Annotated in this window: 18 protein-coding genes; 4 read left to right on the forward strand and 14 right to left on the reverse strand. The window is 59.0% G+C overall.

Features of this window, described 5'->3' with window-relative positions:
• Positions 1-424 precede the first annotated feature (424 nt).
• A complete protein-coding gene (locus tag B0G69_RS41170; protein WP_158609014.1) occupies positions 425-595 on the reverse strand; it encodes a hypothetical protein in 171 nt (56 codons plus the stop codon).
• A 799-nt stretch (positions 596-1,394) separates the two neighbouring features.
• Here B0G69_RS41170 and B0G69_RS31945 point away from each other — a divergent pair.
• Both B0G69_RS31945 and B0G69_RS31955 read left to right on the forward strand, forming a co-directional pair.
• Positions 1,395-1,985 (forward strand): site-specific integrase, encoded by a 591-nt coding sequence (locus tag B0G69_RS31945; protein WP_121324054.1) that lies wholly within the window; start codon positions 1,395-1,397, stop codon positions 1,983-1,985.
• Positions 1,986-2,819: 834 nt separating this feature from the next.
• Positions 2,820-3,854, forward strand: a complete 1,035-nt coding sequence (locus B0G69_RS31955) for a helix-turn-helix domain-containing protein (RefSeq protein ID WP_241991579.1) — start codon at positions 2,820-2,822, stop codon at positions 3,852-3,854.
• A gap of 100 nt (positions 3,855-3,954) precedes the next feature.
• Here the strand turns inward: B0G69_RS31955 and B0G69_RS31960 are convergent, their stop codons facing one another.
• The 4 genes from B0G69_RS31960 to B0G69_RS40800 all read right to left on the reverse strand — a co-directional run bounded on the left by B0G69_RS31960 (position 3,955) and on the right by B0G69_RS40800 (position 7,617).
• Positions 3,955-5,250 carry a GNAT family N-acetyltransferase gene (locus B0G69_RS31960; RefSeq protein WP_121324056.1) on the reverse strand — a complete coding sequence of 432 codons (1,296 nt, stop codon included), beginning with the start codon at positions 5,248-5,250 and terminating at the stop codon, positions 3,955-3,957.
• 479 nt (positions 5,251-5,729) lie between these two features.
• Positions 5,730-6,527 carry a substrate-binding domain-containing protein gene (locus B0G69_RS31965; protein ID WP_121324057.1) on the reverse strand — a complete coding sequence of 266 codons (798 nt, stop codon included), beginning with the start codon at positions 6,525-6,527 and terminating at the stop codon, positions 5,730-5,732.
• A 412-nt stretch (positions 6,528-6,939) separates the two neighbouring features.
• Positions 6,940-7,146 carry a hypothetical protein gene (locus tag B0G69_RS31970; RefSeq protein ID WP_121324059.1) on the reverse strand — a complete coding sequence of 69 codons (207 nt, stop codon included), beginning with the start codon at positions 7,144-7,146 and terminating at the stop codon, positions 6,940-6,942.
• Between the two features lie 111 nt (positions 7,147-7,257).
• On the reverse strand, positions 7,258-7,617 hold the full coding sequence (locus B0G69_RS40800) for a hypothetical protein (RefSeq protein ID WP_147440798.1): 360 nt from the start codon (positions 7,615-7,617) through the stop codon (positions 7,258-7,260).
• 248 nt (positions 7,618-7,865) lie between these two features.
• On the opposite strand from B0G69_RS40800, the gene B0G69_RS42835 reads away from it, so the two are divergent.
• Entirely contained in the window at positions 7,866-7,988 is a 123-nt protein-coding gene (locus B0G69_RS42835; RefSeq protein ID WP_277873596.1) for a hypothetical protein, read from the forward strand.
• 338 nt (positions 7,989-8,326) lie between these two features.
• On the opposite strand, the gene B0G69_RS31980 is transcribed toward B0G69_RS42835, so the two are convergent.
• From B0G69_RS31980 to B0G69_RS32010, 7 genes are all read right to left on the reverse strand, one after another.
• Complete coding sequence (locus B0G69_RS31980; protein WP_121324063.1) at positions 8,327-8,641, reverse strand: hypothetical protein; 315 nt, start codon at positions 8,639-8,641, stop codon at positions 8,327-8,329.
• Complete coding sequence (locus B0G69_RS40805) at positions 8,642-8,851, reverse strand: hypothetical protein (RefSeq protein ID WP_147440799.1); 210 nt, start codon at positions 8,849-8,851, stop codon at positions 8,642-8,644.
• Positions 8,852-8,867: 16 nt separating this feature from the next.
• Positions 8,868-9,704: a hypothetical protein gene (locus B0G69_RS31985; protein ID WP_121324064.1), complete on the reverse strand. Its 837-nt coding sequence runs from the start codon at positions 9,702-9,704 to the stop codon at positions 8,868-8,870.
• A 297-nt stretch (positions 9,705-10,001) separates the two neighbouring features.
• On the reverse strand, positions 10,002-10,487 hold the full coding sequence (locus tag B0G69_RS31990; protein ID WP_121324066.1) for a hypothetical protein: 486 nt from the start codon (positions 10,485-10,487) through the stop codon (positions 10,002-10,004).
• Positions 10,488-10,669: 182 nt separating this feature from the next.
• Positions 10,670-11,014, reverse strand: coding sequence for a hypothetical protein (locus B0G69_RS31995; protein WP_121324068.1), 345 nt, complete (start codon positions 11,012-11,014; stop codon positions 10,670-10,672).
• A gap of 377 nt (positions 11,015-11,391) precedes the next feature.
• The gene (locus tag B0G69_RS32000; RefSeq protein ID WP_241991580.1) at positions 11,392-12,030 is read right to left on the reverse strand and encodes an IS6 family transposase; all 639 of its coding nucleotides are present in this window, start codon (positions 12,028-12,030) and stop codon (positions 11,392-11,394) included.
• A gap of 964 nt (positions 12,031-12,994) precedes the next feature.
• Entirely contained in the window at positions 12,995-13,444 is a 450-nt protein-coding gene (locus B0G69_RS32010; protein ID WP_121324069.1) for a hypothetical protein, read from the reverse strand.
• A gap of 227 nt (positions 13,445-13,671) precedes the next feature.
• Between B0G69_RS32010 and B0G69_RS41175 the strand changes: the two genes are divergently transcribed.
• The gene (locus tag B0G69_RS41175; RefSeq protein WP_158609015.1) at positions 13,672-13,917 is read left to right on the forward strand and encodes a hypothetical protein; all 246 of its coding nucleotides are present in this window, start codon (positions 13,672-13,674) and stop codon (positions 13,915-13,917) included.
• Positions 13,918-14,366: 449 nt separating this feature from the next.
• Here B0G69_RS41175 and B0G69_RS32020 read toward each other — a convergent pair whose 3' ends face one another.
• Together B0G69_RS32020 and phaZ are read right to left on the reverse strand one after the other, a co-directional pair.
• Positions 14,367-14,606, reverse strand: a complete 240-nt coding sequence (locus B0G69_RS32020; RefSeq protein ID WP_121325055.1) for a hypothetical protein — start codon at positions 14,604-14,606, stop codon at positions 14,367-14,369.
• Between the two features lie 56 nt (positions 14,607-14,662).
• A complete protein-coding gene (gene phaZ / locus B0G69_RS32025) occupies positions 14,663-15,937 on the reverse strand; it encodes a polyhydroxyalkanoate depolymerase (protein WP_121325056.1) in 1,275 nt (424 codons plus the stop codon).
• Between the last annotated feature and the right edge of the window lie 370 nt (positions 15,938-16,307).

Raw genomic sequence — 16,307 nt, forward strand, 5'->3', positions numbered from 1 at the left:
TTTGGAGCTCAAGAGAGAATAGAGACCCCGCGACGAAGCGGACGCATATATACCCTGCGCTAACGATTCGCGAGGCACTTCGCTGATCAAGCCAAGGGTCTTCGGCGGAGCATGCATACAAATATACGGGAGCGCCCCGCACTGGAATGTGCACTATCGTACCAACGTATTTAGTCGTTCATCGACGTCTCCCAGAGTAGTTCCGAGAGCGGATGAAGCGTGGTAGGACTGGCGCTCAGCGCGGGCCGGCCCCTGTTCCAGGATCGAAGCCCTGCTGGAGCTCGAAAATCGCGCTCGAGGTCGGACTGAGAGCTCTGATGTACTGATTCAAGGCATGGACACAGTGCCTCGTAGCCTGCCCGTTCGTTTAGGGCGACGGTCTGCTGTCTGGGGATACTGTGGAAAGAGTCGCTGCGTGGCTCTTTCAGTTCTCCCGCGTGAGAATCGACCTCTCAGTTCGGCCTACAAACCGCTCGCGCACGCCGGTCAATGGCAAGAAGACACCGAAAAACCCCCTGACAGAGACGGTCAGCGACTTTTTCAACAAAATCTGAGCGAAGCCGCGTTCGAATGTCCACATGAAGATCTCTGCCATCCGCCGTCGTTGGCCGCACTCTGTCCGATTAACCTGTCGCGCGATCCTTCGTCGGCGGTGCGCGATGCAAAGGGCATATCCCGACCCGGAGCCGCCACTCACAGTCTCGCTCGGCTGAAGGCCGTAATAGAGGCAAACCGGTCATCTGACGGTTTTCCGAAGTCTTGCGGTATGCCGAACTAGGCGGCCATATGCGATCTTGGAAAAACAGATGCCGCCGCCCAGCCTACGTCTTGTGGGCCGCAATCATCCGTTACGCCGGCTATGTTACAGGGAGGACCTATTGAGCAGGAACGTATCGACGCAGCGGCGCTGCTAGGAACAATACTCGCCGTCGTACTTGCAGTCCTGGTTCCGGCAGGCACTTTCGATTACATGAACATAGCGGTGGGTGTACGCGCCCAGGTTGACCCAGCGCATCGAGGAACACTTGCGAGAGTCCCTGCTTTTTCATGTAAGCGAGGTCTGGAACGTACAGACATCCCGAGGCTACTCCCAGATCAGAGTCAGCAAGCTGCTCGTCCAGGTGATCCGGGATTCTGGCTGAAGCCCTTGCCCGGTTATGCAGGTCCTCGCGTCCATGATCTTCGACACGCTCTGGCGGTGAATCGGATGACCGCCTGGTATCGCGACGGGATCAATCCCCAGGTGCATCTGCCTTACCTTGCCGCATATCTTGGACACGCCAGTATCAAGTCGACCCTCGTCTCACCACGACGCAAGAGTTGCTGCAGCAAGCGTCCGAACGGTTCGGAGTCTTCGGCGCGCGCAACCTCGGGGAATCGGTTGGAGGTGAATCATGCGAATGACCGCATCGTTTGTTCAACTGTTACGCGCCTTCTTCGAGAACTGGCTCGTGCAGCAGCGTAACGTCTCTGCTCACACCGTCTGGTCCTATCGAGATACATGGCGCTTATTTCTTCGTTTCACCTCTGAACCCCAAAAGCGGCCGATCGCACACCTGACTTTGGCGCAAATCACCGCGACTGAGGTCTGTGCCTTCCTCCAGCATACGGAAGTTGAGCGGCACGTTTCGATCGGCACACGCAACTGCCGTCTCGCAGCGATAAAAAGTTTTTTCCGTTTTGTGCAAGCGCAAGAGCCTACGGCGCTGGCCCAGTGTGCGGAAGTGCTCGCCATTCCTAGCAAGCGCATGCATCGACGTCTGGTCTGCTATCTGGAATCAGACGAAGTAGCGGGCATTCTTGCCCAGCCAGACCGCAGTACCGTGGAGGGGCAGCGTGATCACGCTCTACTGTCCTTTCTTTACAATACAGGCGCGCGCATCCAGGAAGCTCTCGATATTTGCCCGCAGGACATACGGTTCGATGCACCTTGCCAGGCGAGACTCGTGGGGAAAGGCAACAAAGAACGGATCTGTCCGTTGTGACCCGAAACGGCAGCGCTACTCCAGGCTCTGTTGAAACGCCGACCGTGGCCCGGCATCTGACAACCGTCCTGATGGAATCCGCATGCCAAAAGTGAAACAGAAAACATCCGGCTGCTTTCGCACACTCGACGGTTCCAAAAATTTCTGCGTCATTCGGTCCTGCCTCGACACACTCCGCACGCAAGGGCATGGCATGCTCGACGTATTACGCCGTGACTTTGCTGGCAATCCTATACAGCCAGCGACCCGGCTGCTGAACAGTCACGATTGAAGAGAGTTTCCCCGACTGGTTGCGCCCCATCATTCGCAAAAGCGTGCGCGGCCACACAGAACGGGATTATTGTATGAAATCCAATGGAGCCAATCGAATAGCATCCTCCAATGATGGCGCATAAATATTAAATATCCACTTAATTTTTGATTCATGTGTGCGGACGACACCCCATTTGAATCGCGCATCTTAGTTTCAGGCCCGCATAAGAACAAAACCTTTTGGCAAGATAAAAAAATGAATCAAATATTTATTGAGCGCAGTCGTGACCTGTCCGACCGCGCAGGGGAACGCCGGTTGAGATCGGCCGGTATGGGCATCGATGATCTTGCAGATATATCGCGTTTTATAGGCGTTGGAAGGCGGAATGGAACCGCCAGAACGATTCTGCCTCGTACCGTCGATTGACCGGGCAACGCGGGATGACACGCCTGTTCGACATCGCAATACACAGACCGACGACTCAGGGCGTTTCGCTTCACAGTAGAAGGCGCCCGGTCGCCGTAGTACCTGCTTGCCATCGCGGCGGCAAATAAACGTTTGCGGTGAGCCTGGAGATTAAAATGCATTCGGCGTTAAATCAACAATCCGCTGGCATCACCAGCTTCGGAAAGCGTCCCGTTTCGGACGTCGAGATTGTTTTATTCGATGGATTTTCGTTGCCGGGAATCGCGGCAATCATCGAGATCTTTCAGCGCGCCAACGCATTGACCCGAGCGCAATCTGGAAATGGATCGCATTTTAACGTTTCACTTCTGTCTTCAACGGGCGGAACAATCGTCAGTTCATCGTCGGTTCCCGTTGGAACGGAAAAAACGACGCTTCATCAAGCCACGAGTTCCACGATTCTGCTTTTCATTGCGGGCGGTGCCGGCGCGAAACAGGCGGCATCCGACGATCGGCTTTGCAAATGGCTGCGCCAGCGCCATCCGATGAGCACCGTCGTATGTCCGGTTTCAGAAGGTGAATTGATATTGACTGCAAACGGGTTATCGGGCCGATATGACGTGGACCTGATGAACCCAGGCATCGCAGGCGACATGTCCTGGCAGGACCATTCGAGGACTGCTGCGAGTGCCATTCGCACGGCGCTACCGATTCCCAAAGAGGAACTCGACGCTGAAATGGCGAAGCACTTTGCCCGCGCTCTCACGCCATCGACGCGCGACTTGCTGGATGCGGCTCTCGCACGCAGTTTATCGACGCCACGTATCAGCGACAAGATCATGGTGTCTGCGCGCTGGCTCAAGGAGAATGCCGCCCGTCCGATCACCGTCGAATTGGCCGCTGAAGCAGCGGCAATGAGCGAGCGCAATTTCCTTCGTCGCTTCAAGGCGGAGATCGGCATGACGCCGTCGGACTATCTGCAGCGCATACGGCTCGAGTTGAGTTGCCGGATGCTCATTGATTCGCAACTTCCCGTGGACAAGATCGCTCGGCGTTGCGGGATCGGGAGCGGTGGCCAGCTCGCCAAGCTTCTGAAGAAACACTTGTCGATCACGCCGACCGACTATCGGTTCAACAAGACGGCACCTGACAGAACGTCTTTTCACTCACCCGACTTCGAGGACCGGGAGTCGTTGCAAGCCGGTGCGTAGAGGGTTGAATTGTGCACCGTTGATCGGGAACGGTTTAGTTAGCAAGACGCACTTAGTTGATCGTCGCCACGCCGTCGTGCCGCTGCGTGGCTTCACATGCCTATGACTCTCGCTCCGCCCCGGTGCGCTCCGGCGATGAAGGTTCGTCCGGGCGTTCATCGCTTTCACCGGGGTTGGCGTTCGACGCGGCGCCGTGGGCATGATGTGTTTTCGCCGGCCCTGCAGCGACTTTTCCGCGACGCATATCGGCACGAATCGCGGACAGTCTGCTCGCGCCATCGCGCATCGCATACGCCACCCGGCCCCATGCCGAATGAGCGATCTCGATGCTGGAAACCCTGGAGATGTTTCCCTTGCTCCAATAAGGTTTGAACGTTTCGGAGCCGACGCCGAGATCGAAGTCGTTGCCATGTTCAATTGCCCAGCGCACCCACGCTTCCATCGCGATCGCACCGGGCGCGAGTTTGGCATGCTGGCGGTCGAAGCTGTTCATGATTCCCAGGATGCGCTGCTTTCCCATGCCGACCATGCACACCGCGATGGGTGCGTCGTTCATCGATAGGACCAGTATTCTTGCGCACGCCTCTTCGTCGCCCTCGCTCTTCTGATTTGCGAGCGCAATGAGGTAATCGCGATATATGCTCGAATAGAGCCACTGTCCCTTCTTGTCCACGCGCTCCGCCCAGTCGCGCTTGCTGGCAAGCATCCAGTCGATCATGCACACATTGTTATCGCCGTCTTCGGGGCCAAGCACGCGCACGTCAACCTTGCCTTGCCGTTCGAGACGTCTGCGCAGCGCGCCCGCCTTTCTTCCCGACAGCGTACCGAGCGACCCAGCGAAACTTTCCCAGTTCACTTCACGCGACAATCGCGCAACTGCACAGGGATCTTCCTTATGCGTCACCAGGCCATCGTGCTCCATGGCCAGCCGATAAAGATGACTCTCGCAGTCGAGAAAAGGAAGCAGAATGATGTCTGATGCGCAATGCTTCCGTGCGGCGAGCCATATCAATTCGATTAGTTTATCTGAGGAATGCTCGGGATCGACGAGTATCGTCGTATAGTCTGCCGAGTCCGGACCCAATGGCCTCAGCATGGTCCACAGGCGATTGCGCGAACGCACCAGTGGCCAGACCGCAATGAGCTTTCCATTGTGGCGGGCAGTGACGATCCGAAGCGATTTCCCTGTTCGTTTCGCAACACAATCCCAGGCGATCCAGCAAACGTCGAACGACTCATGATGGAGTCCTTTCGCACGGACCCATAGTTCGCGCCATTCACTGCGCAGAGCGTGAAATCCCTCAGGTAACTTGATTACATCGATTTCTTCGACCGGGGCATTCATGCGCTTTCCCAAGATTTTTTGTCTGATCTGTTCATTGAACTGATGCGTCATGCGGCGTACACACGCTTTATCGCTGCCGGGCTGGCTAGATATATTGCATCGCAGACCGATTTACGCAACGTGCGATGACGCACAAAGTCGCTCGCGAAGCGCTAGCACGCGTGCACGAGATATTTGCTTGGTGAGAATCGCCAGGCACCGCGCTCGAGCGCGGGAAAGTTCACATGGCAGTCAAACGTCAAGGGACGATACTTGGACGTTCGTTGCAGCACACGTCTACAGACACGTCGCGTGTGCAAGCGTTCGCCGCGAAGCCCATACATAACCTCTACCCGAGGTCTCCAAACAATTTTCCGTCAAAAACTTTGATTGGGAGCTTACTGACTTTCACTCCCCGGCGATCGACCGATATCGGCTGAAGCGGACCTTCAAGTGTCCGACCAGTTTGCTAGCTGGAAGGCCGTTCATGGCCGTTCTCGGAAGATCCGGCCGTCACCTAGCTCGACGGCGCGGAGGGCTCACAGCTACACTCAGTTCGAAGTCTTCGGCGTTAGCGGTTCGAGCCCGGTCCCCTCAATCGTGGGGGCCGCGTCCGGCGATGACAGAAAACGGATCAGGGCCGCTGCGCCCGCTGGATTTTTGGCATTGGTGGAGATGCCCCCGGAAAACACCGTGTACCTTTGGACCTCCGCGGGCAAATTGCCGACCACCGTCACCCCGTCCACCGGCAACAGTTCGACGATCTGCTGAAATCCGATCTCCGCCTCGCCGTTCGCGACGACATTGGCGACCCGCTCGGATGGGATCATGCGGCTCTTGTTCGCCACCCGCTCCTCGATACCGAGACGCCGGAAAAGTTCGGTGCCGATATAGACTCCATTGGCGTCATCCGGATAGACGATCGACTTCGCGGCGAGCAGCGTGCGCCGCAGAGCGTCAACCGAGCTGATATCCGGCTTCGGCGCCCCCTCGCGAGCCGCAATGCCAATTGCCGAGCGTGCGAAGTCCACCTTGCTGCCAGACACGACCTTGCCGGCGTTGAGCTGATCGTCGAGTGCATAGCCGACCAGGATCAGCACGTCTGCCCATTCTCCGCGCGCGAGTCGCACAGGGATGGCATTCGCGGCCGTGCCCACCACAGGCCCCCAGACAGTGACCAGCGTATCGCCGGCCGCCTGCTCGAATTGTGGACCCAGTGCGCGATAGGCTGACGCAAACGCGCCCGAAATCATCACCCTAACTTCATCTGCCGAGGCCGCGACGCTGCCCAACAATGCGCCCGTGGCGCAGAAGACGAGTACGTGAACCCTCAGCTTGCGGCAAATCATGGCCCGCTCCATGTCGATCGGATGACCAAGCCCAGACATGCATCAAGTCTGGACGCCACTGATGATGTTCGCCGGCAGCGCGGCATCGCGCGCAGCACCGATGCCCCGCCAATTCGAAGTCCCTCGGCTCCGTCTCATTAGAACCGATAATGCCTGCCCTGCTGGAGACGCCGTTCGCAGTTGATGGGGATATAGACGGGCCGGACGGTTAGTTGCGTTTATGATCGATTGGGATTTCCGTGGTGAGTCTTTACGCTAGATGAACTTGACAGTCATGCCGACTGGGCGCGTTATCTGGAGACAGCCGAACCGGCCAACCTGCAGGCTGAACCCGCCTGTTCGCGTGGGAGACACGAGCAGGCAATTGGCCTTCTGGGTCGCTAATCTCGCTCGCCTGCCAACTGGAAGTGTCTCACTTGCTCCCCTTCTTCTTGATCCGCGCGGCAAGCTCAATCAGTGCCTTGCTCACGACCTCGGTGATCGCGCCGCGCTCCGGTTCCGGGCCGACCAGGGCGTCCAGCGCGGCCTTGGCTTCCGGGCCAATCCATTGATTCAGACGATACTCGCCCCGCTCCGCGCGCTCGGCATCGCTCTTCCTGCGGCGCTCAGTGGGCGTCATCGGCTCTTCGTAAATCCTGAGTCGGACCATTGGTGAAACCCTTGTAAATGCTTCCCTGCGCGCGAGTATTCCCGCGCTTGTCTCCTAGCCCAATCGGGGTTTTCCGCCTCTTCACAACAGCGGTGGCGTCAGTTCATCCTCGCGGTATTCTGCGGCCTCAACGACATTCACGCCGACCTCGCCGCGACCATCGTAATAGCCGACGTGCGCGAGAGAGCCTTCCTTCGTGCGAACGTTGTCGCTCGCTTCGAAGCGCCGCGGCGTCTCGTTGACTTCGACGTCTGGGGCGGGACCGCTGCCCGGCTTGAACTGTCTCTGCAACAACATGTCGCAGATTAACTCCAACCGCTTGCGCGAGTACCTCGGCCAGTACGAGGCGCAATGGTACGGCTCCGCAGGGGCGGAATCGACTGCGAGCTGAACGGCAGTAAGGCGTCCGGGGAACTGTGTAACGTCGATGTGCAGTTTCATGGCACAACGGCGAGCAGCAACGTCGGCTTCGGGATGCAGTGAGGGAATGACAGCAACTCCGTGAAGCACTTCAACATAACGTCAGGCTTCAAGGGCGAACGCGCGCTCGGGGGCCTACGGCACGGTCGGGGTCCATGGCATCACGATGGAAGGCTACCCGACCCTGGCTGATCGCCGCACCATCGGCGGTATCCTCAACGACCGACACGGCGACGCCTGTCGCCATGGGCGGCATTAGGTGGCTGCACATGGCATTTCTGGACATGCTGCTCGCGGGCGCGCAGCCGGACGGCACGCGGGGGCGTCCGAAGGCCAATTGGGATATCAACCGGGCGCGTGGCCGTCGGGCGACTGATGCCGCGCGTCCATGATGTGATGCACCGCGGGGGGAACATCGCCTACTCGATGGCAGCCCGTGGGCTGTTCAGATACTTTCATTCAATCATCTTCGTCAAACATGCCGGGCTGCTCGATGACCGGGTCGGACACCTTACGCGCGGGGCGCAACAGAATCACCGATTCGTATGCGTATCCCCCACCCTGATGGGCCGTTTCCGCATAAATCCACGCGCGCTCGATGGGATCGGCGACGGGCGGGATAACGGAACCATGCACTCGCCGCTAAATAGGCTCGTGTCGATTTTGCCGTTCCACGACCGGGGCGAGCTTGGGGATGCGCACGTATCGCGTCTTTTGTTGAGCGGGTTATTCACGGATTCTCCTTCGGTGCCCCGTACAGGTATAGCGCGATCATTTCTTCTTCCGTTGCTACGTGCGATCCGTCAGGCCCGGCGCGATTGGACGCCAACAGGTCCGCCTTCGTGAATCCGTACATGCCGCCGCTGCAACCATACTCACGCACGCGCGCCATGCGGCAGTCGAATATCTCGCGTTCGAGATACGGGTGATCGCGCGCCAGCGCCGCGAACAGTTCGGCCTCGGTCATAAGGCGCGTGGTGGGCGCGCCCTTGACCGTGCTCCACGCGCAATACTTGCCGCCGAATTGCACGATATAACCTGGCATTCACGTCTCCTGGAAGAACTCGCCCCGTGCGGGCGCGGCGGGGTCGATTGCTGGTATGTCCGCATGATAGCCGCGGCCTTCTGGCGGCGTTTTCCGGCTCACGTCACGTGTCTGGCGTGCCATGAAGAGTGCTGTGGATACCGGCGAACGTGCATGGCCTGCGCCCAGAAAGGTCCGCGCCATGCGGATATGCCAGTCCCGTTCGCTCATTTCGTCAGCTTCGCTATCAGGTGCCGGGTGGCGCGGGGGGTGACGCTTTCACGATGCCGACCGGCGCGAGCGCGATGACCTCCTGTGCATGCTGCATGACAAAATCGCGCTGGCGCTGGTTCATTTCGGCCAGCATGCGCAAGGTCGGCTTTCGCGGCCATGCGTAGGTTGTCATCCACGCAACTGGCACGAGCGGCATGACTGGCGCGGGCGGTGCGACCGGCGCAACTGGCGAGAGCGGCGCGAACGGATTGACGTGCTCCCACGAACTGCCGGGCTGGCCGACCTCCTTACTGCCGGTGCATCGTTTTTCGTGCCACGTTGCTTTCGGGCATCTTTGGTTGCCGCACGTCGGGCACAGGATCATGCGCATATCGGCCAGCGTGCGTGGGCGGCACGTTCCGCATTCGCATTCCTTCTGCAATGTCTGCACGTCCACAACCGGGAACAGGCGCGATGCATCATCCTTCGCGGGCGTTGGCAATGCGTTCGTGAACGGTGCTTCGCGGGTGTGTGCGTTGCACATCGATTGCGCGATAAACGGCGCGCGCTCATTCCATGCGAGCGTCGCGAGTGGCGTCGTCTCGCGCTTCACCTCGAGCTTGCACACGTAGCAATGCACGATGCCGCTATCGCCGCTCACGTCGCGCGATCGGCACACAGGGCACGGAACCGGCTTAAGGCCGGATGCCGGTAACTGCGCTTCTAGCGTGCGAATCTGCGCCTGCAATACGGCCTCGCGGTCGAGCGCGTCTTTCGCCTTGACGTATTCGCCGTCCGGTCCCGGAACGAACCATGCTTTAAAGTCTCCTGCCTCACAGTGGAACCGCTCGAACTCGAATCGCTCGCTCATAGCCAATCCTTGGGGTTATCGGTCAACGCCTGCCAGTGCGACAAGTCGATCATGTTCTTGCAGGTCTTCAGGTCGCCAAATTCGTCGTAGTCGCGACTTTCCGTATAGAACCGGGTGCGCTCCTTGTCACCCCTGGACGATCCGCCGAAGTAGGCGACCTGCTGAACCCATTTCCTTGCTGCGGTAGCGGGCCGCCAGTACCTCGGCGCGGTACTGCCCTTCGAATCACCGGCAGGCCGTTAGAGACGCGAATCCACGCATCACGCGCCGCCCCGCCATTGCCGTCCGGATAGAGGATCAGAACTTCGGGCATATCGGTTCTCCCGTCAGGATGCGAAGGTTCATGTTCCCGGAAGGGGACTGCTGCGCGACCATCCTGGCCTCGCGGTCGTACGATTCGAGCGTGTCCACGACGAGCGCAGCGATTTTCACGATGCGTGAGCGATGTTCCGCCGCTTTTTCGCGGGTCATCTTCTCGCACTGATCGGCGATATAAAAAGGGAAGTCACTCAGCCTCTGCTGGTCGTCGTACGTGGGTCCGCCCCATTGCGCATCCTGCCGGGCGCGCTCGTCGCGAATATCGCATTCCGCGATGGTGAGCATCGCGGCCGGCGCATCCTGCGCGGTTTGATGCGCATTCACGCGCGTCATGGCGGCGTCCGTCGTGATCGATGGCATGCCACGCGCGAGCGAATCGTCGATATCTTTGCGATTCGTAAAGTTCTCTTCTGTTGGTGGAAGGGTGGCGTTACAGGCCGCCGTATGCGCGGTCGTCTTCGCCACTCTGACGTGCCATGCCGGCGCAGGCCGATCTCAACCATCAGGCCTATCGATGCACTCCGCCGAGCACTGAGACGCTTACCACTTAGGCATACGAAATACACATGCCGACATCCATGCGGATTGAGGTAACAAAACTAAAGCTCGCAAAGCGCGTTGCTCGCTCGGCGTTTTCCTCAGCATGGTTAGCGGGCAAACGGTGAGTCGGACGCAGCGACGCGGGACGGGGCGGCGATGGGTTCGCAAACTTCCAGGCGCAGCATGGCGCGCCAAATGGCGTTGAATGCGTCCAGGCAAAGGCCGCAGTACGTCTCAAGGCCCTCGTGGGTCAGATACAGCACCGACCCGTTGCCATGCATTTCGATGATTCGGCCATAGCCCTGCTGTGCGGCGGCGCGTATTTCGGCCAACCGCTCCTGATTTCCCAATTTCTCGACGGCGAGTTTCAAGATAAGCCATTCCTCGCATTTACTGACCGGCTCCTCGGCTACGGGATTCGATGCGAACAAGGGGGCGATGAATTTGGACATGATGATCTCTCAGTTATGTTGTTTTCGGTCTGGGTGCCCCCGCGAATCAATAGTATGCTCTCACAATTGGAAGAGCAAGAAGCAACATATAGGGTATGTAGGGGACTGCTTTTTTCTATGTTGTAAAGCACACATAGTTGCGCGAACAATGCTCTTAGAGTAGTGACCAACATGGATGGCTCATACCGAAGTGCGAAGTTCTGGCAGGTAAGTTCGGTATCCCGATTGCTCCACGCATTCCCAGATGGTCTGGATTGGCGCAACCTTATATGCGCAGCGCATAGCCGCGCTTAACCCTGGTTGAGCCCTGCCCCGCCTTTTTGGTTTTGTCGCATTAAGGAAATTAGGAGGAGTTTGGACGGAACAAATAGGATTACTTATTTCGCGAGATCGTAGAACTGCTCGGCGACTGAACGTTGCCGTCCACCGTCACTCTTCATCTGCCCTTTCGCTATCATGTGCATGAGTTCGATGCCGCCTAAAATGATGCGGGCGCAGCGAAAGCTCTTGAATTCTTGCATTGGTCGAACGATGCGTTTGATCGCTCGATGGTCCTGCTCGACCACGTTGTTCAGATACTTCGATTGACGAATTTTGATCGGCGTTTTGCGATCGGTATTGATCGCATTGAGCCCGGCAAGATTCGCCCCGCTCTTGTCGATCGTCACCGTCTCCGGCATGCCGTTTCCAGCGATCGCCTTTTCGAAGCAGCGCCGGGCAGCGGCCTTGTCTCGCTTGGCACGGAACAAAAAGTCGACCGTTTCACCGGCTTTATCGACGGCGCGATACAAGTACCTCCATTCGCCCTTGACCTTGATGTAGGTTTCGTCCATCCGCCAACTTCGGCCGACCCTTTTTTTGCGCGGTCCGAACGCCTTTCCCAGCACAGGTAGCAACTTGATGGCCCAGCGGTGGACCGTCGAATGGTCGACAGACACAGCGCGCTCGGACATCATCTCTTCCAGATGGCGAAGGCTCAACGGGTAGGCGACGTACCAACGTACGCACGTCAGCATTACGTCCAGTGGCTAATGCAGCAGTTTGAGCGCCTTGCTCACAACGGCGTTGGGTGTCTTGACCATTCGTTACATCGTTCGTCTTGGGACCTCTCACCATAGCAGACGCGTTTGCCGCGACAGAACCCTCAGGCGCACACGCAGGAAAAAGCGCACACGTGGTGGCAAGACACGCGGGGCGTTACAACTTTAGTTGAAATTTAGCTACAAGATTAGCTGCGTGAACGACGGGGACGAGTGAAAAAGAAGCATCGCGAAACTAGGCTATTTGGATATTTTACTTCTCACAACAGCCGTATCTCGTTGCAAAACTTAGCCGATGCAATTCTTGCCGGTTAGCGTGGCCGCGGCCGCGTCGGCAGTGTTGAGTCACTCCTGCGCGGGGCTGCGGCATTTGGCAGGCATGTAATTTGTAATCCATATTACTTGCACGTTGCGATTACGCGAGTGTTGGCTTTAGCTCGATGACAGGCCGTACGTCCCTGCCACTTTCGCGGCATTCCTCGAATTTTCGACAAGCGAAGCAGTCACCGGCTCCTGCGTCAGCGGCCCGGCTGCGCGCGGCCGAGACGGCGCTGTCAGGTTGAGAAGGCGCTCGGGTAAGATGTCTGGATGAAGAAAGCAAAATCCCTGTATCACACGCATGAAAGGATTCCGCATCCCGCAGCGCACGCAGGCGTTGCGGTCGGACCGATCCGTCAGCACTTCGCATTACCCAGACACCGGATGAACGCATCGTGCCATCGAAACGAACTTGAGGCGCGACTCACCGCCTGACAGCGGTGGACAATTGTCGAAGCCGCCAACCGCGAACATTAATGAGGATGCCATACGTTATCGGCATAACTCATGCGGCCCACGTCAAGTCGACCACGCCGAAAGGCCGATTGATTGCACTACTGCGACGCAAACACTCATGGAACAACGCCATCCCACTGCATGCATGACGGCATCGCTGGGCGCGTCACGGTCTGCTGCAGAAAATGGCCGTGAGCAAGAGAGGGACAACCTGATGAATGACAGCGCCGCTGCCGGTCTGGCGCGCGTGCGCTTCTACTGACTCGGTGGGGCCGATTACTACCACCCCATAGGCTGAGTCCGTGACGGGCCGGCCATCTCCGCGTTTGAAGAGTGGATCGTCGTGTTCATACCCAAGGACGGCGTAGACCGGAAAGCCAAATGCCGTCAACTTGCTGCCGTGCGCGGGTCGAAAGGCGTTGACCGAGTTTGCTTCGACGCGCATCGGATTCGGATCGATATACTGGCTCTTTAGCAGCGGGGCGATGAACGCGTGTGCGTTCGATCTACAGTCGAGTTGCGGATCGAGCGCGTGGGCGTAGGACGAGCCCGAAGGGAGCCCCCCGGCGATTGCAGTAAGCACCGTTACCCAGGTGTAGATTGCGGAAACCTTCATCAGTTACTCCACTCAATCGAGCTTGCTCACGGTCCGGGACCAGCATGTCCTGCACCCGCTCCGGTTTCACGGCCAGTACTCAGAAGCGCATTCCAGGTCAGCGTGAGGGTCTCCCCTGGTGGCACTCCGGCAGCATGTCTTCAAGATGACGACGACTCCGCGCACAGGCCTCCCCGACACCGAGACCAATCGGATTCCTCACCATTCGCCAATGCCGACTCCAACGCATGAACAAAACGCTGAAACGCATCCAGGGTTCCATGGACGCTTCGGTAGTCCGTGCAAACGATCCTGCCATCAAGTATCACCAGCATTCCGGCATTCCCCGCCAGTTCCAGGATGTTCATTGCGTTCTCCTCAGATCGCCCGACTATCGGACCCGTCGCTCACGCCGCAAGCCGGTAAGCGCGCATCGCGGACCTCCCAGCATCCAGCAAGACCGGGTTCCTCAAACAGAAATCGGTCCGACCTGATGCCGGCATTGCCTTGCCAGCAGGATCCGGTCCGCGATCTCTACTAGTCTCGATGAGCTCCTGGGAACATAGCGAAGTGCCCACCCCGGGACGGGACGATAAACATGCAGTGCCACGCGTGATAAGCGCAGTGCGCTTTGAATACCTGCTCATTGGACAGGTCCCAAGCTCGCCATGCGACAGCCAGGACCTCACGACGCCCACCGCGCCCCACTACTCCAACACCTCCCGCACGCCGTTTCATCGCAGTCCCGTCCGAACCAGGATCTCCTTCGCTCGCCATCCGCACAGTATGGCGAGCACCAGGCGACATTTAAGGCCGGGCGATTCCAGACACCCGCAACGCGAAACCGCGGCTTGCACTAAAAATGCGAGCCCGCCGCGTTATCACACGGCCGACCAGGCCGGCCAGACTTCCCGTGCTGACGTGCCAGGTCTGTCTATCCAGTTCATGGGTAGGCATGCATCACTGGCCGTCTGGATGCGGGCGGGAACACGCGCCACGATCCGTCATCGTGCCGGAAGAAGAAAATGGCCAGCGAGCCGGTCGTTCGCAACGACTCCACGCGCACGCAGCGTCTCTGGCTCGAGTTTGCACGACCGTATCGGGTCAGGCGGACCGGCATGGCCGGCGTGGGCGCCAGCCATTTGTCAATCAACCATCGCAAGGACTTCTGATCGGTGTTCATCTGCTGCTCCTTCAACCCCATGGCCGTTGATCGGCCGCGCCCCTTGCCGTGCGCCGTCACGCCGCCACGTCCTCGAGGAATTCAGTGTGCAAGTCGGCCGCGGATTCGTCGCCGGCGCGCGCTTCGTGCTGATAGATCAGGTCGCGAAGTTGCGGATAGATCCCGGTGCGCCAGGCATTGCCCGAGAAAATTCCGTAGTGGCCGCAGCCGCGGGCCGTCAGGCGGTGTTTGAGCGAGGCGTGAAGTCCCGTGCACAGATCGTGAGCCGCGTGGGTCTGGCCCCGCCCGCAGATGTCGTCCCGGTCACCTTCGACGGTGATCAGTGCAGTGGCCTTGATGGCGCCCGGGCGGACGTGTTCGCCGCGCACCTGCCAGGTGCCGCGCGCCAGGCAGAACTCCTGAAAGACCACCCGAACCGTTTCCAGATAGTATTCGGCCGCCATGTCGAGCACGGCGTTGTACTCGTCGTAGAAGCGGCGATGCGCGTCGGCCGCTTCGCTGTTGCCGGCTGCCACGTCGCAGTAGTAGCGCAGGTGCGAATCCAGGTGGCGCTCGGGATTCAGCGCCACGAAGGCCGCGTGCTGCAGGGAGCCGGGATACACCTGGCGGCCGGCACCGGGATAGTTACCCGGCACGGTATCGATCAGTTCGCGTGCGAACCAGTCGAGCGGTTTGCCGACGGCGAATTCGTTGACGGTCGTCGGGCCGCGACGGGCGTCGATCGGGCCGCCGATCAGCGTCATGCTTCTGGGCGTCGTCCCGCCATGGGTCGCCATCAGCGAAATAGCGGCGAGCACCGGCACGGTCGACTGGCAGACCGATACAACATGAACGTCCGGCCCCAGGAAACGCAGAAATTCGCGCAGATACGCGACATAGTCGTCCAGGTGAAAGGCGCCCTCGGCGAGCGGAACCGTGCGGGCATCGCGCCAGTCGGTGATGTAGACGTCGAAATCCTGCAGCATCGCCGCCACGGTGTCACGCAGCAGCGTCGCGTGATGGCCCGACAGGGGCGCGACGACCAGCGCGACGGGATGCCTGTGGGGCGTGGCGCGCTCGAAATGCAGCAGCCGGCAGAACGGCTGGTTCAGCACGACAGTTTCAGTCACCGCGACCTGCTGACCCTCGACGACGGCGTCGGTCAGGCCCAATTCAGGTTTCGGGTAACGCTTGCAGAGCCGCGCCAACAGCTCGCAGCCGGCGGCGAGCTGACTGCTGGGCAGCGCGGAAGCGGCGTCGCCGGAACCCGCAAGGAAGCTGGCGGTGGCCTGCAGCCAGGGAAGGAACGGCGCCCAGATCGCAGTTTGCAACTCGCGCAGGGGGTAGGACATCAACACGTCAGCTTCTCCTTGACTACGGCAGCCGCCTCGACGCATTCAGCAACCAGAGCTGCTGAAATAGGTCTTATGACCAAATACTAGTGGTCGTTAGACCAATAATCAAGACCAGTAAGGAGGGGAGAAATACCAATAAGTACGACGGTTTATCGACTGCTCGGTGGGTCATAACCAAGCATTTGGTCGTTAAGGCGGTGCTCTGCAGTATGTTAACTGTGCTTAATTGGTTTATTGACCTACCATACATAGGTCGAATGACAGGAGGGACGGCTGCTTTTGCTTCCCATCGGTCCGGAGAGACTGACTGAGGAATCTCTTGAGCCAGACGCGAGCCGAGTCGGACGCACCATTTCAGCGGCCGGAA

This window comes from Paraburkholderia sp. RAU2J (assembly GCF_003634845.1).
Classification (GTDB): Bacteria; Pseudomonadota; Gammaproteobacteria; order Burkholderiales; family Burkholderiaceae; genus Paraburkholderia; species Paraburkholderia fynbosensis.

Bases quoted from the DNA above. Each gene is read 5' to 3' on its own strand.
- B0G69_RS41170 (WP_158609014.1), bottom strand. From the start codon at position 595: ATGGCAGAGATCTTCATGTGGACATTCGAACGCGGCTTCGCTCAGATT.
- B0G69_RS31945 (WP_121324054.1), top strand. From the start codon at position 1,395: ATGCGAATGACCGCATCGTTTGTTCAACTGTTACGCGCCTTCTTCGAG.
- B0G69_RS31955 (WP_241991579.1), top strand. From the start codon at position 2,820: ATGCATTCGGCGTTAAATCAACAATCCGCTGGCATCACCAGCTTCGGA.
- B0G69_RS31960 (WP_121324056.1), bottom strand. From the start codon at position 5,250: ATGACGCATCAGTTCAATGAACAGATCAGACAAAAAATCTTGGGAAAG.
- B0G69_RS31965 (WP_121324057.1), bottom strand. From the start codon at position 6,527: ATGATTTGCCGCAAGCTGAGGGTTCACGTACTCGTCTTCTGCGCCACG.
- B0G69_RS31970 (WP_121324059.1), bottom strand. From the start codon at position 7,146: ATGACGCCCACTGAGCGCCGCAGGAAGAGCGATGCCGAGCGCGCGGAG.
- B0G69_RS40800 (WP_147440798.1), bottom strand. From the start codon at position 7,617: ATGAAACTGCACATCGACGTTACACAGTTCCCCGGACGCCTTACTGCC.
- B0G69_RS42835 (WP_277873596.1), top strand. From the start codon at position 7,866: ATGGCATTTCTGGACATGCTGCTCGCGGGCGCGCAGCCGGACGGCACG.
- B0G69_RS31980 (WP_121324063.1), bottom strand. From the start codon at position 8,641: ATGCCAGGTTATATCGTGCAATTCGGCGGCAAGTATTGCGCGTGGAGC.
- B0G69_RS40805 (WP_147440799.1), bottom strand. From the start codon at position 8,851: ATGAGCGAACGGGACTGGCATATCCGCATGGCGCGGACCTTTCTGGGC.
- B0G69_RS31985 (WP_121324064.1), bottom strand. From the start codon at position 9,704: ATGAGCGAGCGATTCGAGTTCGAGCGGTTCCACTGTGAGGCAGGAGAC.
- B0G69_RS31995 (WP_121324068.1), bottom strand. From the start codon at position 11,014: ATGTCCAAATTCATCGCCCCCTTGTTCGCATCGAATCCCGTAGCCGAG.
- B0G69_RS32000 (WP_241991580.1), bottom strand. From the start codon at position 12,030: ATGCTGACGTGCGTACGTTGGTACGTCGCCTACCCGTTGAGCCTTCGC.
- B0G69_RS32010 (WP_121324069.1), bottom strand. From the start codon at position 13,444: ATGAAGGTTTCCGCAATCTACACCTGGGTAACGGTGCTTACTGCAATC.
- B0G69_RS41175 (WP_158609015.1), top strand. From the start codon at position 13,672: ATGAACAAAACGCTGAAACGCATCCAGGGTTCCATGGACGCTTCGGTA.
- B0G69_RS32020 (WP_121325055.1), bottom strand. From the start codon at position 14,606: ATGAACACCGATCAGAAGTCCTTGCGATGGTTGATTGACAAATGGCTG.
- phaZ (WP_121325056.1), bottom strand. From the start codon at position 15,937: ATGTCCTACCCCCTGCGCGAGTTGCAAACTGCGATCTGGGCGCCGTTC.